At 66.9% G+C, this 26,649-nt stretch carries 23 protein-coding genes and 1 pseudogene; 8 read left to right on the top strand and 16 right to left on the bottom strand.

What is annotated here, in order from left to right; genetic code table 11:
• Nucleotides 1–43 precede the first annotated feature (43 nt).
• Nucleotides 44–943 carry a LysR family transcriptional regulator gene (locus HWY37_RS14310; RefSeq protein ID WP_176088890.1) on the bottom strand — a complete coding sequence of 300 codons (900 nt, stop codon included), beginning with the start codon at nt 941–943 and terminating at the stop codon, nt 44–46.
• A gap of 97 nt (nt 944–1,040) precedes the next feature.
• Here HWY37_RS14310 and HWY37_RS14305 point away from each other — a divergent pair, with 97 nt between their 5' ends.
• From HWY37_RS14305 to HWY37_RS14295, 3 genes are read left to right on the top strand one after another with little or no spacing between them, the layout of a single operon-like run.
• Nucleotides 1,041–2,399, top strand: a complete 1,359-nt coding sequence (locus HWY37_RS14305) for an acyclic terpene utilization AtuA family protein (RefSeq protein WP_175205622.1) — start codon at nt 1,041–1,043, stop codon at nt 2,397–2,399.
• Nucleotides 2,396–2,779, top strand: a complete 384-nt coding sequence (locus HWY37_RS14300; RefSeq protein ID WP_175205621.1) for an AtuA-related protein — start codon at nt 2,396–2,398, stop codon at nt 2,777–2,779. Before HWY37_RS14305 ends, HWY37_RS14300 begins: the two co-directional genes overlap by 4 nt.
• Nucleotides 2,780–2,814: 35 nt before the next feature.
• A complete protein-coding gene (locus HWY37_RS14295; RefSeq protein ID WP_175205620.1) occupies nt 2,815–3,777 on the top strand; it encodes a Bug family tripartite tricarboxylate transporter substrate binding protein in 963 nt (320 codons plus the stop codon).
• 31 nt (nt 3,778–3,808) lie between these two features.
• On the opposite strand, the gene HWY37_RS14290 is transcribed toward HWY37_RS14295, so the two are convergent.
• From HWY37_RS14290 to HWY37_RS14265, 6 genes are all read right to left on the bottom strand, one after another.
• The gene (locus tag HWY37_RS14290; protein ID WP_175205727.1) at nt 3,809–4,639 is read right to left on the bottom strand and encodes an IclR family transcriptional regulator; all 831 of its coding nucleotides are present in this window, start codon (nt 4,637–4,639) and stop codon (nt 3,809–3,811) included.
• 103 nt (nt 4,640–4,742) lie between these two features.
• Nucleotides 4,743–5,462 carry an SDR family NAD(P)-dependent oxidoreductase gene (locus tag HWY37_RS14285; RefSeq protein ID WP_175205619.1) on the bottom strand — a complete coding sequence of 240 codons (720 nt, stop codon included), beginning with the start codon at nt 5,460–5,462 and terminating at the stop codon, nt 4,743–4,745.
• 10 nt (nt 5,463–5,472) lie between these two features.
• A complete protein-coding gene (locus HWY37_RS14280) occupies nt 5,473–6,264 on the bottom strand; it encodes an SDR family oxidoreductase (protein WP_175205618.1) in 792 nt (263 codons plus the stop codon).
• Between the two features lie 28 nt (nt 6,265–6,292).
• Entirely contained in the window at nt 6,293–7,264 is a 972-nt protein-coding gene (locus HWY37_RS14275) for a tripartite tricarboxylate transporter substrate binding protein (protein ID WP_175205617.1), read from the bottom strand.
• Nucleotides 7,265–7,312: 48 nt separating this feature from the next.
• Nucleotides 7,313–7,840, bottom strand: coding sequence for a 2,4'-dihydroxyacetophenone dioxygenase family protein (locus tag HWY37_RS14270; RefSeq protein WP_175205616.1), 528 nt, complete (start codon nt 7,838–7,840; stop codon nt 7,313–7,315).
• A gap of 184 nt (nt 7,841–8,024) precedes the next feature.
• On the bottom strand, nt 8,025–8,801 hold the full coding sequence (locus HWY37_RS14265; RefSeq protein WP_175205615.1) for a ferredoxin--NADP reductase: 777 nt from the start codon (nt 8,799–8,801) through the stop codon (nt 8,025–8,027).
• Between the two features lie 337 nt (nt 8,802–9,138).
• Between HWY37_RS14265 and HWY37_RS14260 the strand changes: the two genes are divergently transcribed.
• The 3 genes from HWY37_RS14260 (at nt 9,139) to HWY37_RS14250 (ending at nt 12,779) form a co-directional block, all read left to right on the top strand.
• Complete coding sequence (locus HWY37_RS14260; protein ID WP_175205614.1) at nt 9,139–10,182, top strand: Fe(3+) ABC transporter substrate-binding protein; 1,044 nt, start codon at nt 9,139–9,141, stop codon at nt 10,180–10,182.
• Nucleotides 10,183–10,326: 144 nt separating this feature from the next.
• Nucleotides 10,327–11,997, top strand: coding sequence for an ABC transporter permease (locus tag HWY37_RS14255; RefSeq protein WP_175205613.1), 1,671 nt, complete (start codon nt 10,327–10,329; stop codon nt 11,995–11,997).
• A gap of 5 nt (nt 11,998–12,002) precedes the next feature.
• Nucleotides 12,003–12,779, top strand: coding sequence for an ABC transporter ATP-binding protein (locus HWY37_RS14250; RefSeq protein ID WP_176088889.1), 777 nt, complete (start codon nt 12,003–12,005; stop codon nt 12,777–12,779).
• Nucleotides 12,780–12,793: 14 nt separating this feature from the next.
• On the opposite strand, the gene HWY37_RS14245 is transcribed toward HWY37_RS14250, so the two are convergent.
• From HWY37_RS14245 to HWY37_RS14235, 3 genes are all read right to left on the bottom strand, one after another.
• Nucleotides 12,794–13,771 carry a Bug family tripartite tricarboxylate transporter substrate binding protein gene (locus tag HWY37_RS14245; RefSeq protein WP_176088888.1) on the bottom strand — a complete coding sequence of 326 codons (978 nt, stop codon included), beginning with the start codon at nt 13,769–13,771 and terminating at the stop codon, nt 12,794–12,796.
• Between the two features lie 47 nt (nt 13,772–13,818).
• Nucleotides 13,819–14,724, bottom strand: coding sequence for a pirin family protein (locus HWY37_RS14240; protein WP_176088887.1), 906 nt, complete (start codon nt 14,722–14,724; stop codon nt 13,819–13,821).
• Nucleotides 14,725–14,827: 103 nt separating this feature from the next.
• Nucleotides 14,828–15,526 (bottom strand): pirin family protein, encoded by a 699-nt coding sequence (locus HWY37_RS14235; protein ID WP_175205609.1) that lies wholly within the window; start codon nt 15,524–15,526, stop codon nt 14,828–14,830.
• A 178-nt stretch (nt 15,527–15,704) separates the two neighbouring features.
• Here HWY37_RS14235 and HWY37_RS14230 point away from each other — a divergent pair, with 178 nt between their 5' ends.
• Nucleotides 15,705–16,619 carry a LysR family transcriptional regulator gene (locus HWY37_RS14230; protein ID WP_176088886.1) on the top strand — a complete coding sequence of 305 codons (915 nt, stop codon included), beginning with the start codon at nt 15,705–15,707 and terminating at the stop codon, nt 16,617–16,619.
• A gap of 16 nt (nt 16,620–16,635) precedes the next feature.
• Here the strand turns inward: HWY37_RS14230 and ntrC are convergent, their stop codons facing one another.
• The 5 genes from ntrC to rdgB all read right to left on the bottom strand — a co-directional run bounded on the left by ntrC (nt 16,636) and on the right by rdgB (nt 22,855).
• A complete protein-coding gene (gene ntrC / locus HWY37_RS14225) occupies nt 16,636–18,129 on the bottom strand; it encodes a nitrogen regulation protein NR(I) (protein ID WP_176088885.1) in 1,494 nt (497 codons plus the stop codon).
• Nucleotides 18,129–19,193: a nitrogen regulation protein NR(II) gene (gene glnL / locus HWY37_RS14220; protein WP_175205606.1), complete on the bottom strand. Its 1,065-nt coding sequence runs from the start codon at nt 19,191–19,193 to the stop codon at nt 18,129–18,131. Before glnL ends, ntrC begins: the two co-directional genes overlap by 1 nt.
• 183 nt (nt 19,194–19,376) lie before the next feature.
• Nucleotides 19,377–20,789 (bottom strand): type I glutamate--ammonia ligase, encoded by a 1,413-nt coding sequence (gene glnA / locus HWY37_RS14215; protein ID WP_175205605.1) that lies wholly within the window; start codon nt 20,787–20,789, stop codon nt 19,377–19,379.
• Between the two features lie 184 nt (nt 20,790–20,973).
• Nucleotides 20,974–22,194, bottom strand: a complete 1,221-nt coding sequence (gene hemW / locus HWY37_RS14210) for a radical SAM family heme chaperone HemW (protein WP_175205604.1) — start codon at nt 22,192–22,194, stop codon at nt 20,974–20,976.
• A 37-nt stretch (nt 22,195–22,231) separates the two neighbouring features.
• Entirely contained in the window at nt 22,232–22,855 is a 624-nt protein-coding gene (rdgB, locus tag HWY37_RS14205; protein ID WP_175205603.1) for an RdgB/HAM1 family non-canonical purine NTP pyrophosphatase, read from the bottom strand.
• A gap of 195 nt (nt 22,856–23,050) precedes the next feature.
• Between rdgB and HWY37_RS14200 the strand changes: the two genes are divergently transcribed.
• On the top strand, nt 23,051–24,904 hold the full coding sequence (locus HWY37_RS14200) for an EAL domain-containing protein (protein WP_420872156.1): 1,854 nt from the start codon (nt 23,051–23,053) through the stop codon (nt 24,902–24,904).
• Nucleotides 24,905–25,039: 135 nt separating this feature from the next.
• Here HWY37_RS14200 and HWY37_RS14195 read toward each other — a convergent pair.
• Nucleotides 25,040–26,473 (bottom strand): annotated as a pseudogene (locus tag HWY37_RS14195) (methyl-accepting chemotaxis protein); the annotation flags it as partial.
• Nucleotides 26,474–26,649 lie beyond the last annotated feature (176 nt).

The following is a 26,649-nucleotide window of genomic DNA, read 5'->3' as shown; positions in this document are numbered from 1 at the left end:
AAGTTTATCCAGCAATAGACTTTTGCGAAAGTAGCTGAACGCCTTAGGGAGGATCATCCATATCCTGCCGGTGCTCCCGCAGCAGGTCGTACAAGGCCTGCGCCGCCACCGACAGCGTGCGTCCCTTGCGGCGGACCAGGTATAGCGGCCTGGTCAAGGTCTTGCCGGCCAACGGCACGATGCGCAGATCGGCGCCGCCGAAATGGAACAGCGTCATGGCCGGCACCACCGAGACGCCCAGGCCCGCGCGCACCAGCCCGGTGACGGTGGCCAGGTGCTCGACTTCGAAGACGGGGGCCGGCGCGTCGGCCCCCAGAGCCCCTTCCAGGTGCTTGCGCACGCTGCTGCCGCGCGCGAGCTGGATCATGGGGTAGCGCAGGATGTCGCGCAAGCGCGCCTTGCCCGCGTCCGCCAGCGGATGATCGGCGCGGCACACCAGGAAATAGCGGTCGGCGTGCAGGAACTCGCTATCCAGTTCGTTCATGTCGGGCCGCCGCGACGCCACGGCGAAATCCACCTGCCCCGCCTGTACCAGATCCAGGCAAGGATCAAGCAAGGCGTCGTGCAGGTCCACCGTGATCCCGGGATAGGCGTCGCGAAATCGCGCCAGCAGGCCCGGCAGCCAGCCGGCCGCCAGCGAAGGCAACGCCGCCAGCGCCACCCGCCCGCGCTTGCGCGCCGCGTGGTCGCGCAGGTCTTCCATGACCAGGTCCATGTCGGCCAGCAGCCTGCGCGCCGTGGCATCCAGCACCTGACCCTCGGCCGTCAACTCCACGTGACGCGTGTTGCGGTCGAACAGCCGCACGCCCGCGCTGTCCTCCAGCTGGCGGATCAGGGCGCTGAAGGCCGGCTGCGTCAGATGGCAGCGCTGCGCCGCGCGAGTGAAGTGCCTTTCCTCGGCCAGGGCCACGAAGGCGCGCAATTGCCGGGCTGACAGATTCATGGCTTTTCTCTATGAATTGATCCGATCTTTCTATTTTACTGATCAGCGAGCGATGCCTATAGTGGGTCCGGACACCCTCTTCCCGCCCAGATCCCGCATGTCTCAATCTCCCCTGTACATAGGCTGCGCCTCCGGCTTTTCCGGCGACCGCAGCGACGGCGCCGCGGCCGTGGTGCGCACGCTCATCGCCCGAGGCGGCGGCGTGCTGATCTACGAGACCCTGGCCGAACGCACGCTCGCGCTGGCGCAACTGGCGCGCAACGACGATCCCGAGCGCGGCTATGAGCCGCTGCTGGATGAACTGGTCGGCCCGGTGCTGGCCGACTGCCTGCGCCATGGCATCGCCATCGTCGGCAATTTCGGCGCCGCCAACCCAGAGGCCGCAGCCAGGCGCATCGCGGCGCTCGCGCGGCAGCAAGGCCTGCCCGTCCCGCGCATTGCGGTGGTCCACGGCGATGCCCTCAACAGCGATGCGCAGCGGGACCTGCTGCGCCAGCGCCTCGGCGGCGCGCTGGACGGACAGGACGTCGTCAGCGCCACCGCCTATCTGGGCGCGGCCGAGATCGCGCAGGCGCTCACCGCCGGCGCCCAGGTCGTGGTGGCGGGCCGCGTGTCGGATCCCTCCTTGACGCTGGGGCCGGCACTGGCCCACTTCGGCTGGGCCATGGATGATTGGCCGCTCCTGGGCCGCGGCACCATGGCGGGCCACATGCTGGAGTGCGGCCTGCAGGTGACTGGCGGCTACTTCTGCGTGCCCGGTCTGAAGGACGTGCCGGACGTGCATGCCGCCGGCTTTCCCATCGCCGAGATCCACGCCGACGGCGAGTTCGTGATCGGCAAGGCCGACGGCACGGGCGGCATGGTCGATGCACGCACAGTCAAGGAACAACTACTGTACGAGGTGCACGACCCCGCGCGCTATCTGACGCCCGACGTCATTGCCGACCTGAGCCGCGCCAGCGTGGCCGAGCTGAGCGGCGATCGCGTGGCGGTGCGCGGCATCACCGGCCATGCCCGCCCTGACGAGCTCAAGGTCAACGTCTGCTACCGCGGCGGCTGGCTGGCCGAGGCCGAGATCTCCTATGCGGGGGTGCAGGCCGAGGCGCGCGCCCGCCTGGCGGCGGACATCGTGCGTAAGCGGCTGGATCCGGCCCTGCGCCTGCGCGCCGACCTGATCGGCGCCATCAGCATCCTGGGCGACGACGCGGGCGAGATGCTGTCCGCCCTGCCGGCCGGCCACGGGCGCGACGTGCGCCTGCGCATCGCGGCGGAACACATGGACCGCAAGCTGGCCGAGAGCGTGCTGCGTGAAGTCAACGCGCTCTATACCTGCGGCCCGGCCGGCGGCGGCGGCGTGCGCACGGCGTTGCGTCCGCGCCTGAACATGATGTCCTGCACCTTGCCGCGCGACGCCGTGCCCAGCGGCTGGGCCTTCCTGGAGGAAGCCTCGCAATGAACCCGCCGCTGATCGCCGTCCCCTTGTACCGCCTGGCGCACAGCCGTTCCGGCGACAAGGGCGACATCTCCAACCTGAGCCTGATCGCCTGGGACCCGGAATGCTACGAGGCGCTGGCCGCGCAGGTCACCGAGGCGCGCGTCGCCGCGTGGTTCGCCTACCGCCATCCCTCGCGCGTGACCCGCTACCTGCTGCCCACGCTGCACGCCATGAACTTCGTGCTGGAAGGCGTGCTGGACGGCGGCGTCAACGACGCCCTCAACCTGGACACGCATGGCAAGAGCCTGTCCTTCCGATTGCTGGACCTGACGGTCGAAGTCAGCCCCGCGCTGGCCGGCCGGCTGCCGGACGTACCCGGCGACCGCCCCGCGGCCGCCTGATTTCCATTCCTATAAAAAACCCACAGGAGACACACATGCGCATTGCTTCCAAAGGCCGGCTGGCCTTGCTGCTGGCCGCCGCCCTGCCCTTGAGCGCGATGGCCCAATTCCCCGCCAAGCCCATCACCTTCATCGTGCCGTTCGCGGCCGGCAGCGCCACCGACCAGATCGGCCGCGCCATCGGCCAGGGCGTCACGGAACAGACCGGCCAGGCGGTGGTGATCGAGAACAAGCCCGGCGCCAGCGCGATGATAGGCGCCGCCGCTGGCGCCCGCGCGGCCCCCGACGGCTACACGGTGCTGATCACTACCAACACCACGCACGCCGCCAACGAACATCTCTACAAGACCCTGACCTACAACCCGGTCAAGGACTACGCGCCCCTGACGCTGCTGGGCAAAGGCGGCCAGATCATGGTGGTCAATCCGAACTCGCAGGCCAAGACCGTAGGCGACTTCCTGGCCCAGGCCAAGCAATCGCCCGGCAAGCTGAGCTTTGGCAGCGGCAGCTCCAGCAGCCGCATCGCGGGCGAACTGCTGCAGCAGATGGCCGGCGTCCAGCTGCTGCACGTGCCGTACAAGAGCAACCCGCTGGCGGTCACGGACCTGCTGGGCGGCCAGATCGACATGATGATCACGGACACGGCCACCGGCCTGCCCCAGGTCAAGTCGGGCAAGCTGCGCGCCCTGGGCGTCACCGGCCTGGCGCGTTCGCCGCTGGCGCCGGACGTGCCCACCATCGCCGAGGCCGGCGTGCCGGGCTACGAGATGGGTTACTGGTTCGCTGCCTATGCACCGGCCGGCACGCCGCCGGATGTCGTCAAGCGCCTGAACGAACTGCTGGTGAAGGCCACGGAAAGCGCGCCCGCCAAACAGTTCTACTCGCAGACCGGCACCGATCCCGCAACGTCCACGCCGGACGAACTCGCCAAGTTCCAGCAGGCAGAGTCGAAGAAATGGGGCGACATCATCAAGAAGGCTGGCATCCAGCCCGAGTGAACGAAAGCGCCGGCTTCGCCGTCCGCTGGCGCTACAGCAGATCGCTGCTGGCCAGCATCGGCGTGCCGGCAATGCGCTGCGTGATGGCGCGGCAGGCCGCCAGCAGCGGCGCCACATAGGCCGCTTCCGGGTCCGGCTTCTGACGGAACCGCAGCGTGCTCACGCTGATGGCCGCCACCGGCACGCCGTTCTGCCCGAAGATCGGAGCGCCGAAACAATAGATGCCTGCCTCGTTCTCCTCATCATCCACCGCCCAGCCGCGCGCGCGCACCGATTCAAGCTGGCGCCGCAGCGCGGCAGTGTCCTTGACGGTGTTGGGCGTATGGCATGCGAACGGCTGCGGCAGCAGGTCCAACGCGGCCTGCAGGGCCGTCTCGTCGAGCATGGCCAGGTAGGCCTTGCCCACCGCTGTCGAGTACATGGACACGTTGGTGCCGATGCGTGAATTCATCTGCACCACGCTCGGGCTTTCCAGCTTTTCGATATAGACCATGTGCTGGCCGTTGGGCACGGCCAGGTGCACGGTCTCGCCCGTGACGTCGCGCAACTGCTTCAGGTTCTCGACCGCCGCCAGCCGCATCTCCGAACGGCCCCAACTGCGGCTGGCAAGCTGGATCAGCCGCGGCCCCAGGCTCAGCTTGCCAGTGACGGGATGTTCGGCCAGCAGGCGCTCGGCCACCAGCGCGGCCACCGTGCGGTACACGGTCGGCCGTGGATAGCCGCTGCGCTTGCTGAGTTCGGCCACAGTCATGGATTCGGGCGTGTCGGCCACAACCTGCAGCACGTGCATGAACTTCGAAAAGGCGGCTGTACCCGCCACCTGCGCGGCGGGAGGGTTGGCGACTGGCGGCAGTTCTGACATGGCGGAAAACGTGGCGTTGACGGTACGAGCGGTGCCGCCCTTGCGGCGCGGCCCCGCCATTATCCCTGCAAACGCCTGCCCGCGTACACGGCGCGGCGGCCCGTCAGGCCACCAGGTAGCCGCCGTCCACCGGCAGAATCACGCCGGTCATGAACGAAGCCGCGGGCGCGCACAGAAAGGCCACCCCATCGGCCACGTCCTCGGGCTTGCCCCAGCGCCCCAGCGGCGTGCGCTGCAGGATCGGGCCCGCGCGTTCGGGGTCGTCCTGCAAAGCCTGCGTGAGCGGCGTGGCGATCCAGCCCGGCGCCACCGCATTGACGCGGACGCCCTCGGACGCATAGGCCAGCGCCAGCGACTTGGTCAGTTGCGCCACACCGCCCTTGCTGGCCGCATAGGCCGGCACCAGGGACCCGCCGAAGAAGCTCAGCATCGACGCCGTGTTCACGATGCAGCCGCGGCGACGCGCCAAGCGCTCACGCGCCGCGCCGCACACGCGCATGGTGCCGGTCAGGTTGATGGCCACCACCTGCTCGAACACGGCCGGATCGTGCTCCGCCCCGCGGCGGATGATGCCGGCGCAATTGACCACGATGTCCAGATCGTCCAGGCCCTGCAACAGGCGCTCGACATCCGCGCCCTGGCTGACGTCGCCCAGGCGCACTTCAATCCCCGGGGCCAGTTCGTCCGACTCCGATTGCAGGCCCACGGCGATCGTGCGAGCGCCCAGCGCCGCCAGCCGGTTGGCGACGGCCGCGCCTATGCCCTGCGTGGCGCCCGTTACGAGCGCCGTCTTGCCGGCAAACAGATCCGCTTGATATGTCATGCCCGCTCGCTCAGAAAGTGCCTGGATAGGCGCCGCCGTCGGCCAGTACGTTCTGGCCGGTGACGTAGCCCGCGTGGACGCTGCACAGGAATGCGCAGATGGCGCCGAACTCCTCGGCGTTGCCGAAGCGCCTGGCCGGGATGGCAGCTTCACGCGCGGCCCGCAAGACCTGCGTGTCCTGTCCGCTCTTGGCCGCGGACGCCGCCAGGGCCGAGCTCAACCGGTCCGTTGCGAACGCGCCGGGCAGCAGGTTGTTGATCGTGACGCCCCGGGCCGCGACCGCGCTGCGCGCCACCCCGGCCACAAAGCCGGTCAGGCCGCTGCGGGCGCCGTTGGACAGGCCCAGTATGTCGATCGGCGCCTTGACCGCGCTGGACGTGATGTTGACGATGCGGCCGAAGCCGCGCTCGGCCATGCCGTCCACCGTGGCCTTGATCAGTTCGATCGGCGTGAGCATATTGGCGTCGACTGCGCGGATCCATTGCTCCCGGTCCCAGTCGCGGAAATCGCCGGGCGGCGGCCCGCCCGCGTTGGTGACCACGATGTCGTAGTCGCGGTGAACGGCAAACACCGCGTCACGGCCTTGCGGCGTCGTGATGTCGGCCGCCACCGCCTTGACGAAGCTCGTCTCGTCGGAACGCGCCTGCAGCAGCTGCTGACGCGCAACTTCCAGCGCCTGCGCGCCACGCGCGACGATCACCACGTTCACTCCTTCGCGCACCAGGGCCAGCGCGCAGCCATAGCCCAGGCCCTTGCTCGCGCCGCCCACCAGTGCGGTCCTGCCGGTAATGCCCAAATCCATCTCTTGCTCCTCGTTGTTGCGGGCCAGCCTACTGGCGCATGCCGAACTTCTCGATCAGGCCCTTGAAGGTTGCATTGTCGCGCTCCATCAGGGCCGTGAAGGTCTGCTGGTCCGCCACGACGTAGCCCAGGTTCTGTTCCGCCATGAATCGCTTCAGGCTGTCTTCGGCGGCCGCCTGGCGGAACGCGGCGCCCAGCGCGTCCAGCACCGGTTGCGGCGTGCCCTTGGGCGCCGCGATGCCACGCCAGGTGCCGATGGACAGATCGATATTGCGTTCCTTCAGCGTGGGCACGTTCTCGAAACCCGGCACGCGCGCATCGGCCATGACCGCCAGCGGCTTGAGCTTGCCGGCCTTGACGTACTGCATCACTTCCGCCGGACTGACCGCCACGGCGTCGATATGGCCGCCCAGCAAGGCCAGCACGGCGGGATTGCCGCCATTGAACGGAATGTGGTTGAACTTGGCGCCCGTCTTGTCTTCCAGCGCGGCGGCGGCCAGATGCCAGATCGAGCCTATGCCCGCGTTGCCGACCTGCATGCTTTCCGGCTTGGCGCGCGCCGCCTCCAGGAACGCTTCTATGGTGTTGTAGGGCGAATCGGCCGCCACGGTGATCGCCGAAGGATCCGCATTGAGCTGGATGATGGGCGTGAATTTCTCGTAGGTGGTCTTGGTCAGGCCCAGGTGGGGGATGATCACCATGTCGGCCGTCACCAGCGCCAGCTTGTAGCCGTCGGGCTTGGCGTTCGCCACTTCGGTCAGGCCGATGCCGCCCGCCGCCCCAGGTTTGTTCAACACCACCAGCGGCTGCGACAGGTGCTTGCGCGAGGCGTCGCCCATGGCGCGCGCCATCGCGTCCGTGCCGCCGCCCGCGGCGAACGGAACCACGACTTCGATGGCCCTGCTGGGGAACTGCTGCGCCTGCGCCGCCGGCCCCGCGGCCAGCATGGCGCCGCCCAGCAGCGCGGAAAAAATGCAGCGATTGAACGAACGACGTTTCATGGTGTCTCCGGTTTATGTTTTATTTGCTGCGGGTTGGAATGCCGAGATTCAACGTATGAACTGCTGCACGTAGTCTTCGCCCAGGCCGACCTCGGTGAAATGCTTGCGGCACATGTCGATCTTGGTGAACACGTCTTCGTAGCCCATGCCCTTGCCCCAGGGGTCCGTGTAGTACATGACGCCGTTCACCTGGAAGTACGTGATCATTTCCTCGACGTCGGGCGGCACGTAGAGCGTGTGCGTTTCGCCCGGGGGTTCGAAGACATAGCTGCCTTCCGTCGCCTCCCAGTCGTGCTCCAGGTAGCGCCAGCGGCCCTTCAGGACGAAGCCGTGCACGGCCTGCGGATGGCGGTGGCGGCTGAGCACGCCCGACTTGCGCACCCGCAGCAGATTCATCCAGTAGCCCTGGCTCGCGTTCAGACAGAGCGGGCGGAACCAGACGTTCTCGGCTTGCGGCACCCACAGCCGTTCGTCCGTCGGGATCGCGTGCGGAATCACGATTTCGGGCAAGGCCTCGCGGGGATTCGGATATTGGTAAGGGGTCAGGGGTTCGGCATCCGCCTGGTCTAAGGGCATCTCGATTTCTTCCACATCATGGACAATATGTTTACTTTATGGACGAATTATAAGAACAGCCCTGCCCGTGGCTACAGCGGGCTAACCCTTAGCTGCAATGCAGCGCGGCAGTGTGTGACGCCAGAAAACAAAAAACCCATCGCATCGCTGCGATGGGTTTTTGGCGTGGAGCCGGCGACGGGACTTATTTGTCCACGAACGCGCGCTCGACCACGTAGTCACCCGGCTGCCCCACGCCCGGCGACACCGTGAAGCCGCGCTTGTCCAGCATGCTGCTGATGTCGGCCAGCATATGGGGACTGCCGCAGATCATGGCGCGGTCGGTCTCGGGATTGATCTGGGGAATGCCGATGTCCTGGCACAGCTTGCCGTTTTCCATCAGTTCCGTAATACGGCCCTGGTTGCGGAAAGGCTCGCGCGTGACCGTCGGGTAGTAGACGAGCTTCTCGCGCACCACGTCGCCGAAGAACTCGTTGTTCGGCAGTTCCTTTTCGATGAAGTCGGCGTAGGCCAGTTCGCTGACCCAACGCACGCCGTGCACCAGGATGACCTTGTCGAAGCGTTCGTAGACGTCCGGGTCCTTGATGATGCTCATGAACGGCGCCAGGCCGGTGCCCGTGCCGAACAGGAACAGGTGCTTGCCCGGCTTCAGGTCGTCGACCACCAGCGTGCCCACCGGCTTGCGGCTGACCAGGATGGTGTCGCCTTCCTTCAGGTGCTGCAGGCGCGACGTGAGCGGACCGTTCTGGACCTTGATGCTGAGGAACTCGAGGTTCTCTTCGTAGTTGGCGCTGGCGATGCTGTAGGCCCGCAGCAGGGGCTTGCCTTCAACTTCCAGTCCGATCATCACGAAGTGGCCATTGTGGAACCGCAAGGCCGAGTCACGCGTCGTGGTGAAGGAAAACAGGGTGTCGTTCCAGTGGTGCACGCTAAGTACGCGCTCAGTGTTGAAAGCAGCCATGTCGTATCTATTTAGGGCGACCGCCCCGGGCGCTGGGCCCGGCTTGTGCCGCTGGGTCATTCCGTGCCGCACAAAAGACGCGGCCGGCATTAGGGTTGACCCTATTCTACAGGGTCTCGATGATAACTGCTCTCATTATTCCGTAATACCCTTATGCCGCTTTGATGGGGATCAAGCCTGACCCCTATCTGACTTACTGGTAGTTGAACGCCTCTTTGCTTCCTGTTATCGTCGCACTCTCATTTGATAATCATTTTCGTTAGCAGACCGTTTTGAGCGAGCGGAGACCCGGAATCCCGTGTTTTCCCTCTGCAGCCCTAGCCCGGAGCACTACCTGATGACCAAGCGTCCCCAATTGAATTCGCTGCTGCGCGCCCTGGCGCTGGCCGGCGCCGCCGCCTTCACCGTGTCGGCCAACGCCGCCGAGGAAGTCAGCCTCTACACCACCCGGGAACCCAAGCTGATCCAGCCGCTGCTGGACGCCTTCACCAAGGAAAGCGGCATCAAGGTCAACACCGTCTTCGTCAAGGACGGCCTGCTCGAACGCGTCAAGGCCGAAGGCGCCAAGTCGCCCGCCGACGTGCTCATGACCGTGGACATCGGCAATCTGCTGGATCTGGTCGACGGCGGCGTGACCCAGTCGGTCAAATCGGAAACCCTGGAATCCGTCATCCCCGCCAACCTGCGCGGCGCCGACGGCAAGTGGTACGCCTTGTCGCTGCGCGACCGCGTGCTGTACGTGGAAAAGGACCTGAAGCTGGAAGCCTTCCGCTACGAAGACCTGGCCGATCCGAAGTGGAAGGGCAAGGTCTGCATCCGTTCGGGCCAGCACCCCTACAATACCGCCCTGGTCGCGTCGATGATCGCGCATGACGGCGCCGAAGCCACCGAAAAATGGCTGCGCGGCGTCAAGGCCAACCTGGCCCGCAAGGCCGCCGGCGGCGACCGCGACGTGGCTCGCGACATCCTCGGCGGCATCTGCGACATCGGCCTGGCCAACGCCTATTACGTGGGACACATGAAGAACGCGGAACCCGGCACCGACGCGCGCAAATGGGGCGATGCCATCAAGGTCATCCGCCCGACCTTCGCCAACGCCAAGAGCGGCGGCACGCACGTGAACGTCAGCGGCGCCGCCGTGGCGGCCCACGCGCCCAACAAGGCCAACGCGGTCAAGCTGCTGGACTACCTGGTGTCCGAGCCCGCCCAGGCCCTGTACGCACAGGCCAATTATGAGTACCCCGTCCGCAAGGGCGTGAAGCTGGACCCCGTGATTGCCAGCTTTGGCGAACTGAAGGTGGACCCGCTGCCGCTGACCGAGATCGCCAAGCATCGCAAGCAAGCCAGCGAACTGGTGGACAAGGTCGGTTTCGACAACTGATAAGCCCATGGCGCGCCCCGCCCTCCCGCGCGGCGCTACCATGCGGCAGTGACACACGCTCGGACCGCACCCTGGTCCGCGCGTAGGGCCTGCTCCCTTTCTGGAGGGAGCAGGCCTTGCCATTGATGCAATCGACTTTGAAGCATGCACACAGATTCTTTGCCCCGGCCGCTGCGTCTGCGCTGGACTGAACGCGGGGCCGGCTGGCTGGCCGGCGCCGCCCTGATCGCGCTGGCCGTATTGGCGCCCCTCCTGACGCTGGGGTGGTGGGCGCTGGGCGGCGAACTCTCGCATTGGCAACATCTGGCCAGCTACGTACTGCCCCAGGCGCTGGCCAATACCGCCATGCTGCTGGCCGGCGTGGGCGTGCTGGTCACGCTGCTGGGCACGGGCGCGGCCTGGCTGGTGACCGCCTACGACTTCCCTACCCGCCGCGTGCTGACCTGGGCGCTGCTGCTGCCGCTGGCGGTGCCGACCTACATCATCGCCTTCGCCTACCTGGACCTGCTGCATCCCATCGGCCCGATACAGAGCGCGATCCGCACGCTGCTGGGTTACGACAGCCCGCGCCAGTTCCGGCTGCCGGACCTGCGCTCCATCTATGGCGCGATCTTCGTGCTGGGCTTCGTGCTGTACCCCTATGTGTACCTGAGCACCCGCGTCATGTTCATGACACAGGCCGCTAGCCTGTTGGAAGCGGCCCGCACGCTGGGCGCCGGCCGCGTCGGCGTGTTCTTCCGCGTGGCCCTGCCGCTGGCCCGGCCCGCCATCGTGGTTGGCGTGAGCCTGGCGCTGCTGGAAACGCTGAACGACATTGGCGCTTCCGAATTCCTCGGGGTGCAGACCCTGACCGTGTCGGTCTACACCACCTGGGTCACGCGATCGGACCTGGCCGGCGCGGCGCAGATCGCGCTGACCATGCTGGCCATCGTGATCGGCCTGATCCTGCTGGAGCGCCACGGCCGCAAGCGCCAGCGCTACGCCAACACCCAGCGCATGCGCCCGATGCAGCCGCGCCGCCTGCACGGCCCGGCCGCGGCCCTGGCCGCGGTGCTGGGCTGGATTCCGGTGCTGATCGGCTTCGTCGCCCCCGCGCTGTACCTGGTGCATGAAACCTACAAGCGCCTGCACCTCGTGGGCGGCGTGTCGCACCAGCTGCTGAACGGCTTGAGCAACACCCTGATCGTGGCCTTCAGCGCCACCATCGTCACCCTGCTGTGCGGGCTGATCGTCGCCTGGGCCGGACGCACGCTGCGCGAAAGCTCGGGCTTCAATCCCGGCCGCGCCTGCGCGCGCATCGCCAGCCTGGGGTATGCCGTGCCCGGCACCGTGCTGGCCATCGGCCTGCTCACGCCTTTCGTCTGGATCGACACTGCGGTCGCCAAGGTTTTCGGCGGCACGGGCCTGTTCCTGATGGGATCGATGGGCGCGCTGGTCTGCGCCTACGCCATCCGCTTCCTGGCGATTTCCACCGGCGCGCTGGAAGCCGGACTGGCGCGCATTCCGCCGTCGCTGGAACAGGCCTCGCGCCTGCTGGGCGAGAGCTCGGCCGGCACGCTGCGCCGCGTGCACCTGCCGCTCCTGCGTCCCGCGCTCGCGGCCAGCGCCTTGCTGGTGTTCGTGGACGCCATGAAGGAACTGCCCGCGACGCTGCTGTTGCGGCCCATGAATTTCGACACTCTCGCCACCTGGCTATACGCGGAAGCCGCCCGCGGCACCTATGAAGAAGGCGCCGTCGCGGCGCTGGCCATCGTCCTGGCCGGCCTGCTTCCGGTCATCCTGCTGGCGCGCACCAATCTGAAAATGGGACATTGATCATCGTGCCCGATCTGTTAGAACTCGATCACCTCTCCCTGGCCTATGAAACGCCGGCGGGACTCAAGCCCGTGGTGCAGGACCTGACGCTGGGCCTGCCCGTCGGCCACATCGGCTGCCTGCTGGGCGAATCCGGCTGCGGCAAGACCACCGTGCTGCGCGCCATCGCCGGCTTCGAGCCGGTGCGAGCCGGACGCATCCTGCTGGACGGCACGGTCATTTCCTCGCCCGCCGTGCAGGTGGCCCCCGAGCATCGCCGGGTGGGCATGATGTTCCAGGACTATGCCCTGTTCCCGCATCTGTCGGTGGCGCTGAACGTGGCCTTCGGCCTGCGCAAGCTGGCACGGCCAGAACGCGCCCGCCGCGTCGAAGAGATGCTGGAACTGGTGGGCCTGGCGCACGCCGCCAACAGCTACCCGCACGAAATCTCCGGCGGCCAGCAACAGCGCGTGGCGCTGGCGCGCGCGCTGGCGCCCTCGCCCGACCTGCTGCTGCTGGACGAGCCGTTCTCGAACCTGGACGTGGACACGCGCGAGCGCCTGGCCTTCGAGGTGCGCGACATCCTGAAGAGCACCGGCCATACGGCCATCCTGGTCACGCACAACCAGGCCGAGGCCTTCGCCATCGCCGACCGCATCGGCGTCATGTCCCAGGGCAGCATCGCGCAGTGGGACACGCCCTATAACCTGCACCACCATCCCGCCAGCGACTTCGTGCGCGATTTCATCCGTCGCGAAGCGCTGGAAGAGCGGCGCGAGCAGGCCTTTGCCCGCGGCCGCTGAGCCGCGCCGGCCGCTCAATCGGCCGACAACTTCACCTTCTGCGACAAGGCCTTGAAGGCTTCGTGCTGGCTTTGGGTCAGGCGCTCCACCTCCTGCGGGGTGGAGCCGTAAGGCATGAAGCCGGCCTGCTCCAGCTTGGTCTTCACTTCCGGCAGCGCCAGCGCCCACTGGAAGGCCTCGCTCAACGCCTGAGTCACTTCAGGCGACATCTTCGCCGGTCCATACACCGCGAACCACGGATCCACCACTGCGGCCTCGTAGCCCAGTTCCGCCAGCGTCGGCACGTCCGGCAAGGCGGGCGCGCGCTTGCTGCCCGTCACCGCCAGCGCGTGCACCTTGCCGGCCTTGATGTGCGGCAGCGACGCCGGCAGGTTGTCGAACATCACCGGCAGGTGTCCGCCCAGCAGATCGTTCAGGCCCTGGGCGCTGCCCTTGTAGGGGATGTGTTGCATGCCCGCGCCGGTCAGCTGGTCGAACATGACGCCGGCCAGATGCATGGAAGTGCCGGTTCCGGGCGTGCCGAACGAGGTGCCGGGATGCTGCTTGGCATAGGCGACCAGGTCCTTGACGCTGTCCACCTTCAGGGCCGGACCGACTTCCAGCACCACGGTGGACGCCCCCAGCATGCTGACGCCAGTGAAATCCTTGGTGGGATCGAAAGGCATGGTGGGATAGACGAAGGGATTCAACGCATTGGTGGAAATGGCGCCGAAGCCGATGGTGTAGCCGTCCGGCGCGGCCTTGGCCACGGCGTCCATGCCGATGTTGCCGCCGGCTCCGGGCCGGTTCTCGACGATCACCGGCTGGCCCAGCTTCTCGGCCACCTTCTGTCCGGCCGTGCGCGCCACCAGGTCGGTGGTGCCGCCGGCCGTATAGGGCACGATGAAGGTGATGGGCTTGGCCGGATAACCGGCGGCGAGCGCCGCCGAGGCGCCCTGGATCAGGGCCAGCGCGGCCAGGCCGCGCAGCGCGTTGAGAGTGTGGCGATGCATGCTGTCTCCATCCCGTGTTGTTGTAGGGGTCAGGAGGCGCATCATACTCAGACCCGCGGTTCCGGCAGCGGAATGTACTCAGTCTCGTCGCCCGGCACCACCTGGTCGAAGCGATCGCGCTGCCAGTCCTGCTTGGCCTGCTCGATGCGGTCCTTGTTGCTGGAAACGAAGTTCCACCACACGAAGCGCGGCCCGTCCAGGGGTTCGCCGCCGATCACGGCGAAGCGCGCCGCGGTCTTGGCGCGGATCTGCACCGGGCGGCCCGGCGCGAACACCACCAGGCGGCCGCTTTCGAATTCCTGACCGTCGATCTCCACCGTGCCTTGCGCCAGATAGGCGGCGCGTTCTTCATGCTCGGCCGGGAGCACCGTGGTAGCGCCCGCCTGCAATTGCAGATCACCATAGAACAGCGGCGACAGCGTCTTCACGGTGGAAGTCTTGCCGAACAGCGACCCTGCCACCACCTGGGCGCGCACGCCCTCTCCTTCGATCACCGGCTGCGCATTCAGGCCGTAGTGGGTAAAGCCCGGATCGGTTTCCTCGTGCTCTTTCGGCAACCCGACCCAGATCTGCAGGCCACAGAGGCGCTGCGCGGCCTGGCGGCTTTCGGGCGAGGAGCGTTCGGAATGTACGATGCCGCGGCCGGCCGTCATCCAATTGACCTCTCCGGGCAGGATGGTCTGGGTGTTGCCCGCGCCGTCGCGGTGCACCATCGAACCTTCGTACAGATAGGTCACGGTGGACAGGCCGATGTGCGGATGCGGACGCACGTCTATGCCCGTGCCGGGCGCGAACTCGACCGGCCCCATGTGATCCAGGAACACAAAGGGTCCGACCGTGCGGCGCTGCGCGGACGGAATGGCACGGCGCACGGAAAAGCCGCCCAGGTCGCTGGTGCGCGGCACCACGACGGATTCAATCTGGCTTTCGCCTGCTTCGGACAAGGTGGACATATCGGACTCTCCGGGTTGTGGGGCCTAGGGCCATGTTAAGCCCTGCCGCCTGCATGGAAAAAACAAAGGCGGGCGGGCTTCTTCAGCCCGCCCGCCAGGCGCTTCACGCCAGGTCGAACACCAGGACTTCGGCATTCTTGCCGCCCGACAATTCGACGCGGGGCTCGCCGGTGATGGCGAGCGCGTCGCCAGCCGACAGTTCAACGCCGTTGACCGTCAGGCTGCCGCGGGCCACATGGACCCAGGAGCGGCGGCCGGCCGCCAGCTCCAGCGTCGCGGACTCATCGCCATCGAACAGCCCGCCGTACAGCCGCGCGTCCTGATGGATCTTCATCGAACCGTCGACGCCATCCGCCGACACCAGGGCCTGCAGGCGGCCACGCTTTTGCTCATCGCTGAAGCTGCGCTCTTCGTACTCGGGCGCAATGCCGGCAACGTCGGGCTCAATCCAGATCTGCAGCATGTGCGTTTCACGGTCCGACAGCGGGTTGAACTCCGAGTGCATCACCCCGCGGCCCGCGCTCATGCGCTGAACGTTGCCGGGCTGGATGGTCGAGCCGCTGCCCATGCTGTCCTTGTGGGCGATCGCGCCGTCCAGCACATAGGTGATGATCTCCATGTCGCGGTGGCCGTGGGTACCGAAGCCGCGGCCGGCGGCGATGCGGTCATCGTTGATCACGCGCAGCGCGCCGAACCCCATGTGGGCCGGGTCGTAGTAGTTGGCAAAGGAAAAGGTATGGAACGAGTCCAGCCATCCGTGGTTGGCATGACCCCGTTCAGCGGCGCGGCGAATCGTAAGCATTGCGGACTCCTATTTCAATAATATGAATGGTTGTGCAGCCCTTGTTGCTTTCGCCCCTGTGGGCCAAGCCGCTGCACTACCGGCATGAGTGATATTGTGCGCGTGCAGCGTGGCCTGTTCGGCGTTATATTTTGACGGAACCATTCAAATTTTTTGAATGTACATTCCGGACGCCTCCATGCAAGCCATCACCCCCGAACTGCTCATCCTGGTCGACGCCATCGCGCGCCACGGCAGCTTTGCCAAGGCGGCCCGCGAGCTGGGCAAAGTGCCCTCGGCCGTCACCTACTCCATCCGCAAGCTGGAGGACGGACTGGACGTGCTGCTGTTCGACCGCTCCGGACACCGCGCGCTGCTGACGCCGGCGGGCGAAACGCTGCTGAAGGAAGGCCGCCACGTGCTGCAGTCGCTGGACGACCTGGCCTGCCGGGTCAAGCGCATCGCCACGGGCTGGGAGGTGGAATTGCGCATCGCGGTCAGCGCGGTCCTGCCGTGGCGGCCGCTATACGACCTGATCGAAGAGTTCCAGGCGCTGGGCAGCGCCACCACACTACGCTTTTCCAGCGAAGTGCTGAGCGGCAACTGGGACGCCCTGACCTCGGGGCGGGCCGATCTGGTGATAGGCGCGGGCGCGGCGGGCGAACCCACCGGGCCCTACCGCTCGCAAGCCATGGGACAGTCGCAATTCGGCTTCTGCGTGGCCGCTCACCACCCGCTCGCGTCCCTGCCCCAACCCCTCAGCCGCGCCGACATCACGCGCTATTGCGCCGTGGTGGTGGCCGATACCTCGCGCAACCTGGCGCCGCAGACGCGCGGCATCCTGGCGGAACAAGCCGTACTGGTGATGCCGACCATGCAGGCCAAGATAGACGCCCAGGTGCGCGGCCTGGGCTGCGGCTACCTGCCGCTGACGCTGGCCGCGCCTTATCTGGCCCAGGGCCTGCTGGTGGTGTGCGAAACGGACGAAGGCATGTCCCTGACGGAACACCTGACCTATGCCTGGCGCTCGGAACCGCCGGGCGAGGCGCTGAAATGGTGGCTGCAGAAACTGAAGTCGCCGCGCCTGTGCGAGAGCCTGTTGGGGATGGGATGACGGAGTGCGAAACCCATCACTCGTCCTCAATCCCCAGCTCGCGCAGCTTGCGCGTGATGGTGTTGCGGCCAATGCCCAGACGCGAGGCGGCCTCCACCCGGCGGCCGCGACTGGCGTCCAGCGCGCTTTGCAGCAGGATCTTCTCGAACTGGCGTGTCAGCGTGGCCATGACCGCGGGTTCGCCGCGCTCCAGCCGATACTGGGCGTCGCGCAGCAAGGAGTCCTGCCAATTGCGCGGCGAGGCCTCTTCCGCCGGCGCCGCGGCCGGCAGCACGGTGCCCACGCCGGCCATGGGCGCGACGGGACGCGGCGGCGGCGCCGAGCCCGTCTGCTGGTGTTCCATGGCGCGGATTTCCGGCGGCAGGTCGGCCCGTTCCACCGTCTGGCCAGGCGCCATCACCGTCAGCCAGTGGCAAAAGTTCTCCAGCTGGCGCACGTTGCCGGGAAAGTCGAACCTGGACAGCACGGCCAAGGCTTCCGGCGTCAAGCGCTTGACCGGCACCCCCAGCGCGCGGGCGCTGGCGGTCAGGAAATGGCTGGCCAGGGCCGGAATGTCCTCGACCCGTTCGCGCAGCGGCGGCAGGCGCAGCCGGATGACGTTCAGACGATGGAACAGATCCTCGCGGAACAGGCCCTGCTCCACCCGCTGCTCCAGCGGCTGGTGAGTGGCGGCGACGATGCGCACATCGACGCGCACCGGCTGGGCGCCACCCACGCGGTAGAAGCTGCCTTCGGCCAGCACGCGCAACAGGCGCGTCTGCAATTCGATCGGCATGTCGCCGATTTCGTCCAGGAACAAGGTGCCGCCGTGCGCTTCCTCGAAGCGGCCGCGGCGCAGATTGTTGGCGCCCGTGAACGCGCCGCGTTCATGGCCGAACAGCTCGGCCTCCAGCAGGTCGCGTGGAATGGCGGCGGCGTTCAGCGCCACGAAGGGGCCGTTCGCACGCACGCCGTGGCCGTGCAAGGCGCGCGCCACCAGTTCCTTGCCGGTGCCGGACTCGCCCGTGATCAAGACCGTGACCTTGGACTGGGCCAACCGGCCGATGGCGCGGAACACTTCCTGCATGGCGGTGGATGAGGACTGCGTCATCATCCACCGCTCGTTGTTCTGCGCCGACTCGCCCTGCCCTTCGGGGCTTTCGGGTTGCGACGATTCCTGCATGGCGCGCTGGATCAGCGCCACCGCCTCGTTGACGTCGAACGGCTTGGCCAGATAGTCGAACGCGCCACCCTGGAATGCGGACACGGTGCTGTCCAGATCGGCGAACGCCGTCATCACGATCACGGGCAGGCCGGGATTGCGTTCCTTCAGCTGGCGCAGCAGTTCCAGGCCGTTGCCGCCCGGCATGCGGATATCGGACACCAGCGCGGCAGGCGCTTCGCGCGACAGCGCATCCAGCACATCGGCCGACTGCGAAAAGCTGCGGGTGGGGACTCCAGCGCGCGCCAGGGCCTTTTCCAGGACCCAGCGGATGGCCTGGTCATCATCGACGATCCATACGGGTTTCATCAGTGTGCAGGCTCCATCGGAAGGACAAGGCGGAACTCGGTGCGGCCTGGCCGGGATTCAAATTCGATGATGCCGCCATGCTGCTGCACGAAATCCTGGGCCAGGCTCAGTCCCAGCCCCGTGCCTCCGGCGCGCGCCGTGACCAGCGGGTGGAAGATGCGGTCACGGATGTGGTCGGGCACGCCGGGACCGTTGTCGATGATGGACAGCACCAGCGCCAGGCGGTGCTGGCGGTGGGCCAGCATGACCTGCCGCGCCACGCGCGTGCGCAGCGTCAGCACCCCGGGCTCGGTCTGCGGGCCGACCGGCCGCGCGACCAGCTCCTGGGCGGCATTGCGCGCCACGTTCAGTACGGCTTGCATCAGGCGGGCGGCATCGCCCTTCAGGTCAGGCACGGAGGCGTCGTAGTCGCGCAGCAGCGTGACGTCGTTGCGGAATTCGGCCTGGATCAGCGCGCAGACGCGCTCGCAGATCTCATGGATATTCACCGGACGCGCGTTCAGCGGCACACGTTGCGGGCCGCTCAGGCGGTCCACCAGCGCCTGCAGGCGGTCGGCTTCGGAAATGATGACCTGGGTGTACTCGGCCAGGGCCGCGCTGGGCAGCTCGGCTTCGAGCAATTGCGCCGCGCCGCGCAGGCCGCCCAGGGGATTCTTGACTTCATGCGCAAGATTGCGCAGCAGTTCGCGGTGGGCTTCGATCTCGTCAACCAGCCGGTGGTTGCGGTCGGCCAGCACGCGCTGCTCGATCTCGCGGGTTTCTATCAGCACGGGCCAGCGCTGGCCCGTCAGTCCGACCGTCGTCACCGAAACCTCCACGGATTCGGTGGCGCGGCGCAAGGAGGCCAGTTGCCTGACGTCGGCATAGCGCCCGGCCGCGGCGCGGTCGATGGAGGATTGGATGTTTTCCGGACTGTCGAACAGCGTGGCGGCGGAATGGCCGTTCAGTTGCTTGCGCGAGCGGCCAAACAGGTCTTCGGCGGCCGCATTGGCATATTCGATATGACCGCGTTCGTTGACCAGGAAAACGGACGTGGCTAGCAGATCGAGAGCTTCTACATTCATTTTCTACATACCCGAATGTGAGGGAAAGGCGGAAGTCGACGGCGGCGCCGGGAACCGGCGCGCTGTCCGCCAGGCATCGCGCCTGGCGGGCAATCCGTCGAACCGCGAACTGGAGGTGCGCTTGCTGCGGGCCCTGGTTTCTGCCTGCCTCATCGCGCCGCCTCCAGTCACAGCCTCAAGACATCAGAGGCTGTAGTACATGTCGAACTCGACCGGGTGCGGCGTCATGCGCAGACGGTTGACGTCGCCCATCTTGAGTTCGATGTACGCGTTGAGCATGTCGTTGCTGAACACGCCGCCGCGGGTCAGGAACTCGCGGTCGTTGTCCAGGGCTTCCAGGGCCTGTTCCAGCGATGCGCAGACGGTCGGGATCTTCGCGTCTTCTTCCGGCGGCAGGTCGTACAGGTTCTTGTCGGCGGGATCGCCGGGGTGAATCTTGTTCTGCACGCCGTCCAGGCCGGCCATCATCAGGGCCGAGAAAGCCAGGTACGGGTTGGCCAGGGGGTCCGGGAAGCGCGCTTCGACGCGGCGGCCCTTCGGGTTGCCGACGTACGGAATGCGGATCGAGGCCGAACGGTTGCGGGCCGAGTAGGCCAGCTTCACGGGCGCTTCGTAGTGCGGAACCAGGCGCTTGTACGAGTTGGTGCCGGGGTTGGTGATGGCGTTCAGCGCGCGGGCGTGCTTGATGATGCCGCCGATGTAGTACAGCGCGAATTCGGACAGGCCGGCGTAGCCGTTGCCCGCGAACAGGTTCTGGCCGTCCTTCCAGATGGACTGGTGGACGTGCATGCCGGAGCCGTTGTCGCCGACGATGGGCTTGGGCATGAAGGTGGCGGTCTTGCCGTAGGCGTGGGCCACGTTGTGGATCACGTACTTGACGATCTGCGTCCAGTCGGCGCGCTGCACCAGCGTGCTGAACTTGGTGCCGATTTCCAGCTGGCCGGCGCCGGCCACTTCATGGTGGTGCACTTCGACCGGCACGCCCATCTGTTCCATCAGCAGGCACATTTCGGAACGCATGTCCTGGAAGGAATCGACCGGGGGCACGGGGAAGTAGCCGCCCTTGACGGTGGGACGGTGGCCGGTGTTGCCGCCTTCGAATTCCAGGCCCGAGGACCAGGGGGCTTCTTCGGACTTGATCTTGACGAAGGTGCCGGACATGTCGCTGTTCCAGGTCACGCCGTCGAAGACGAAGAATTCGGGTTCCGGACCGAAGTAGGCGGTGTCGCCCAGGCCCGAGGACTTCAGATAGGCTTCGGCCCGCTTGGCCAGCGAGCGCGGGTCGCGGTCATAGCCCTTCAGGTCGGACGGTTCGACCACGTCGCACGACAGGATCAGGGTCGGCTCCTCGCGGAACGGATCCAGGTTGCCGGTGGACAGGTCGGGGATGAGCAGCATGTCGGAGGCTTCGATGCCCTTCCAGCCCGGGATCGACGAACCGTCGAAGGCCTGCCCGCTTTCCAGCTTGTCTTCGTCGATCTGGCTGGTCGGCACCGAAATGTGGTGCTCACGGCCAATCGTATCGGTAAAGCGGAAATCCACGAATTTGACTTCGTTGTCGGCGATCTGTTTCAGGACATCTTTCGGGCTTGCCATGTCATCTCCATTAGATAAAAAGGTCGAGGGCTTTGCCCGTCGACTGGCATAAAAGAGGGAAGCAATAAGCGTGCCAGGTTTTTCCTCCGGGATTCCCCGGGGAAGTCGGCTCGGTCATGGGAAAATGTAGCACCATAATGGTGCAAATAGTGGGGCACGACCGCCCCATTATGGTGCATGAACGCTACAGGAACATTTCCTGCAGGTCGTTGAGGAATCTCCAGCCCAGGGGCGTGGCGCGCAGCCGGGTCGGATCGGCGTCCAGCAGGCCGCGCTTGGACGCTGCCTCCAATTGGTGCGCAATGGCCGCCAGGGACAGGCCGGTGCGTTCGCTGAAGGCCGTGGCGGCGACGCCGTCCTTCAGGCGCAAGGCGTTCAGCATGAACTCGAACGGCAGCTCGTCGGGACCGACCTGGCGGCTTTCGGCGATATGGCTGCCGTCGCGCGCCATGGCCGCCTGCATCCAGGATTCCGGACTGCGCAGGCGCGCCTCGCGCACGATGCGGTCATGGAAGGACAGCTTGCCGTGCGCGCCGGGCCCCAGCCCCAGGTAGTCGCCAAACTCCCAGTAATTCAGGTTGTGGCGGCAGCGCGCGCCGGGCTTGGCGTAGGCCGAAACCTCGTAGCGGGCCAGGCCGGCGGCGGCCAGTTCGGCTTCCACCGCGTCCTGCATGGCCGCGCTGGTGTCGACGTCGGGCAGGTCCTCGGGCGGGAACTTGGCGAAGACCGTGTTGGGCTCCATCGTCAGGTGATAGAGCGACAGATGCTCGGTGCCGAACGCCACGGCCTGCCCCAAGTCGGCCACACAGGCGTCCAGCGTCTGCCCCGGCAAGGCGAACATCATGTCCAGGTTGACGCGCGGCGCGGCGCGCTGCGCCATCTCGATGGCCGCCCTCGCCTGCGCGCTGTCGTGGATGCGGCCCAGCTTCTTCAGCTGGGCGTCGTCGAAGCTCTGGATGCCCAGCGAGAAGCGCGTGACGCCGCTGGCCGCGTAATCGCGGAAGCGCCCGGCCTCGGCGGTGCCGGGGTTGGCTTCCATGGTGATCTCGGCGTCGGGCCACAGGTTCAGACAGGCCCGCAGCATCGCCAGCAGCTCGTCCAGCCCGGCGGACGACAGCAGGCTGGGCGTGCCCCCGCCGATGAAGACCGACACCACCTGCCGGCCCCAGATCGAAGGCAGCGCCTGTTCCAGGTCGCTGCGCAGCGCGTCCAGATAGGCGCGTTCGGGAATCTCGCCGGGCGCGGCGTGCGAATTGAAGTCGCAATATGGACACTTGCGCACGCACCAGGGCACGTGCACGTAGACCGACAGCGGCGGCAGGCTGCTCAGCGTGGCGCCGGGCGGCGTCTTCAGGCGCGACGGCGTCGCGCCCATGTCGTTGCGGATGGGAATGATGATGGACATGCGTAATTCCTGGACCGGGCGCCGCGTGGCGCCCTCCTCAAGCCTGGCTCAGCTTGCTCAGCAGTTCGCGCAAGGCGCGGGCCCGGTGGCTGATCTGGTTCTTTTCCTCGGGTTCCAGCGCCGCGGCGGTCAGGGCCTGGTCGGGCAGGTAGAAATGCGGGTCGTAGCCGAAGCCGTTGGCGCCCTCGGGCTGGTCGATGATCTCGCCATGCCACAGGCCTTCGCCGATCAGCGGGCGGGGGTCGTTTTCGGACCGAACCAGGGCCAGCACCGCCACGTACCAGGCGCTGCGGTCGGCCACGCCGGCCAGCTTGCTAACCAGCAGTTCGTTATTGGCCTGGTCGGATTTCTCGCCGCCATGCATCTTGGCGTAGCGCGCCGAATACACGCCGGGTGCGCCGTCCAGCGCGGCCACGCACAGGCCGGAGTCGTCGGCCAACGCCGGCAGGCCGGTCAGGCGGCTGGCATGGCGGGCCTTGGCCAGGGCGTTCTCGACGAAGGTGACGTGCGGTTCTTCGGCTTCGGGCACCCCCAGCTCGCCTTGGGGCACCAGTTCGATGCCCAGGGGGGCGAACAGGGCGGAAAATTCACGCAGCTTGCCGGCATTGTTGGACGCCAGCACGACACGGCGCAGGGAATCGGGAATCTTGGGAGCAGTCATGGGGCAAATTGTATAGGGCGCGGCCTGCCCGCCGCGATCCCCCCTGCGCGGCGTATGGATATGACCAGGTCCGGTGTTGACAGCCGCAACGCGGCTGGCTGAAGATTGCGCGCCTGTCGTCGGCGCAACAACGCAGACATATTTTGTTGTCAATATAGTCAAACTTGTCACTGATAGTATCTGAACGCACCGGCGATGGACCCCACTCACGCTTTGCCCCGGCCGGTAGCGGCCCGCGCTCCCTCATCATCCCCGGACAGCGCGTCAGCGCACGTGAGCCTGGCCGGCATCCTGCGCGAACGCCTGCTGCGCCCGCGCTTCCAACCTGTGGTCGACCTGTCCCACAGCCGCATCTACGGCCACGAAAGCCTGATCCGAGGCCCCGCCGACACCGCCCTGCACTTTCCCGACGCCCTGTTCGCCGAGGCTCGCCGCCAAGGCCTGCATCCGCAGCTGGAACTCGCCAGTTTCCGCGCCGGCGCCCAGGGATTTCATCAGCACGATGCCGCCGGCATGCTGTTCCTGAACCTGTCCGGCTCCGCCCTGATCCATTATTGGACGCTGTGGGGCGATGAAATGCCCCAGCGCCTGCTCAAGAATTGCTCGCTGGCCCCGTCCAGCATCATCGTAGAGCTGACCGAGCAGGATCCCCTTTCCGAGCACATGGCCGAACTGGCCAGCGCCTTCGCCTGCCTGCGCGAGCGCGGCATGCGCGTCGCCCTGGACGACTACGGAGTGGGCAACTCGAATCTGCAACTGTGGGCGGAAATGCAGCCCGACCTGGTCAAGATCGACCGCTATTTCTTCGACGGCATCGGCCAGGACGACCGCAAGCAAAACATGGTGCGCGCCATCTTGAAGGTGGCGCAGCACCTGGGCACCACCATCGTCGCCGAAGGCATCGAGACCGCCGAGGACCTGGCCGTGGTGCGCGAACTGGACATCCGCTACGCGCAAGGCTGGCTGCTGGGCCGGCCCGAGGAAATGCTGCTGACCGAGGTAGCCCAGCCGCTGCGCGACTCACTGCGGCTGCGCCAACCCGTCGCCATGCAGCAGCGCAGCGCTGGCGGTACGGCGGCCAGCCTGCGCGTCGAGGCGCCCGCGGTGCAGCTGACGCGGCACACCAATGACGACGTGCACCGACTATTCATCGAGCACAAGGAAATGCATGCCGTGGCGGTGATCGACGACGACAACCGCCCGGTCGGCATCATCAACCGGCGCGACTTCTCGGAGCATTACGCGCAGCGCTATACCCGCGACCTGTTCGGCCGCGACGCCTGCTCGACCTTCATGAATGCCCAGCCGGTGCTGGTGGACCTGAACGTGTCCATCGACCAGTTGAGCCACGTGCTGATCTCGGAAGACCAGCGCTACCTGATGGACGGCCTGATCATCACCCGCGACGGCCGCTACGACGGCCTGGCCACCGGCGAGACGCTGGTGCGCTCCGTGACCGAAATGCGGATCGAGGCGGCGCGCTATGCCAACCCGCTGACCTCGCTGCCCGGCAACATCCCCATCAGCCGGCACATCGCCACGCTGCTGGAAGACGCGGACGACTTCACCATCTGCTATGGCGACCTGAACAACTTCAAGCCCTTCAACGACGTCTACGGCTATTGGCGCGGCGACGACATGATCATGCTGACCGCCGAGGTCATCAAGCGCCATTGCGATCCGCAGCGCGACTTCGTCGGCCATGTGGGCGGCGATGATTTCGTAGTCCTGCTGCGCAGCCCCGACTGGATGGAGCGCGCCCGGCGCATCATCGCGGAATTCAACGACCGCGCCATAGCCCTGTACGACGAAGAGGGCCGCCGCAACGGCGGCATCGAGGCCGAGGACCGCTACGGCGTGCCGCGCTTCTTTCCCTTCGTGACGCTGGGGGTCGGCGCCCTCACCGTCACGCCCTCGTTATGCGAGCGCATCCGCCCTGAGGACATTGCGTCGGCCGCTGCCCACGTCAAGCACAAGGTCAAGCATGGGAACCTGTCGCTGGTGGCCGAGCGCTACACCGGCGGCATCCTGCCGCAGCTCGACAGCTGATCCCTGCGCCGACTCGGCGATCTGGAACACGGCCACCGCCCGGCGCAAACCTTGCGCCTGGGCCTCCAGCGCCGCCGCCGCGGCCGCGGTCTGCTCCACCATGGCGGCGTTTTCCTGGGTGGCGCGTTCGATGTCGGCCACCGCGTCGTTCACGGAAGCAATGCCGGCGGCCTGCTCGGCCGTGGCGCTGGAAATCTCGGCCACGATCTGCGTCACCCGGCCCACCGATTCGACCATGTCGCGCATGGTGTCGCCGGCCAGGCTGACCTGGCGCACGCCGGCCTGCACGCGCGCGGCGGAATCCTCGATGAGGCCCTTGATTTCCTTGGCGGCCTGCGCGCTGCGCTGGGCCAGTGAACGGACCTCGCCCGCCACCACCGCGAAACCCTTGCCCTGCTCGCCCGCGCGCGCCGCTTCCACCGCGGCGTTGAGCGCCAGGATGTTGGTCTGGAAGGCGATGCTGTCCACCACGCCGACGATCTCGCCGATGCGGCGGGCGCTGTCCGCAATGCCCTGCATGCTCTGTACCACTTCCTCCACGGCCGCGCCGCCGCGCTGCGCCAGCTGGGTCGCGCCCAGCGCCTGGCGACTGGCCAGGTCGGCATTGCCCGCGGTCAGGTTCACCGTGTGCGCCAGCTGCGTCATGTTGGCCGCGGCCTCCTGCAGCGAACCCGCCTGGCGCGCCGTGCGGTCCGACATGTCGGCGCCGCCGGCGGCGATCTCGCCCGAACCGGTATGGATTTCCTCCACGCCGTGGCGCACCGACGCCACCGCCGCCGACAAGCCGGTCTGCATGCGCCGCATGGCGCTGTACAGCACGCCGATCTCGTTGTTGCCGCGCATGGCGATCGCGCCCGTCAGGTCGCCGTCGGCGATGCGGTCGAAGTGCGCGCCGGCTTCGTTCAGCGGCCGCAGGATGCCGCGGCGGAACGCCAGCCGGATCAGCACGGCCAGCAGCAGCACCAACGCCAGCACGCCGGCCGCCACCACGATGACCCGCTCCAGCGTGTCGCTGGCGCTGGCCACCGCCGCTTGCCCCTGATCCCGGGCGTAGGTCTGGTAGGCGTCGGCCTGCTTCACGTAGGCCGCGCCGCTGCCCGGCAGCACCTTGTCGACCAGGCGGTTGACCTCGATCCCGTTCCAGCCCTTGATCGCCGCGTGCATGGGCGCCAGGGTCTTGTCGGCAAAGGCGGCGTAGGCCGCCAGCACGCCGTCGAACAGCGGCGCGCCCTGGGCGCTCGTGTCCGGGTTGTCGCGCAGGCGCGCCAGGCTGGCCGCGGCCTGCTTGAACAGCGCCTCGGCATGCGTCAGCGCCTCGTTGCGCGCCTCTTCCAGGCCGCCTTCCATGGCCGTCTTGGCGTCCGTCAGCGCGGCGCGCGCCTGGAACAGCCGGCTGGTCATGTCGGCCAGGTCGCTGGCCCGTTCGATGCTGCCCCGGCCCAGGGCCTCGATGTCCGCGCGGTTTTCGCGCAGCACGACGATGCCCGCCGCCGCCGCCATCGCGAACAGCACCACAAACAACGCAAGAATGGCCGACACCGCCGTGGTGACCCTGATGTTTTTCCGCATATCCGTCCATACAAAACCTGCCGCCTGTGGCGGCGTTCGCGACGATTATGGACATCCAGTTTGGCAATTTCTTGACACAACCCCGCCGGCCGAATGAAAAACTCCCGTCATGAAACCGAACCCCGTATTAAGGAATCGTGAATTGGCATAAGCGCCGGCTTGCGGCACATTCAACG

This window comes from Achromobacter anxifer (assembly GCF_903652925.1).
Classification (GTDB): domain Bacteria; phylum Pseudomonadota; class Gammaproteobacteria; order Burkholderiales; family Burkholderiaceae_B; genus Achromobacter; species Achromobacter anxifer.
This window is presented reverse-complemented; position numbering and strand designations above follow the sequence as displayed.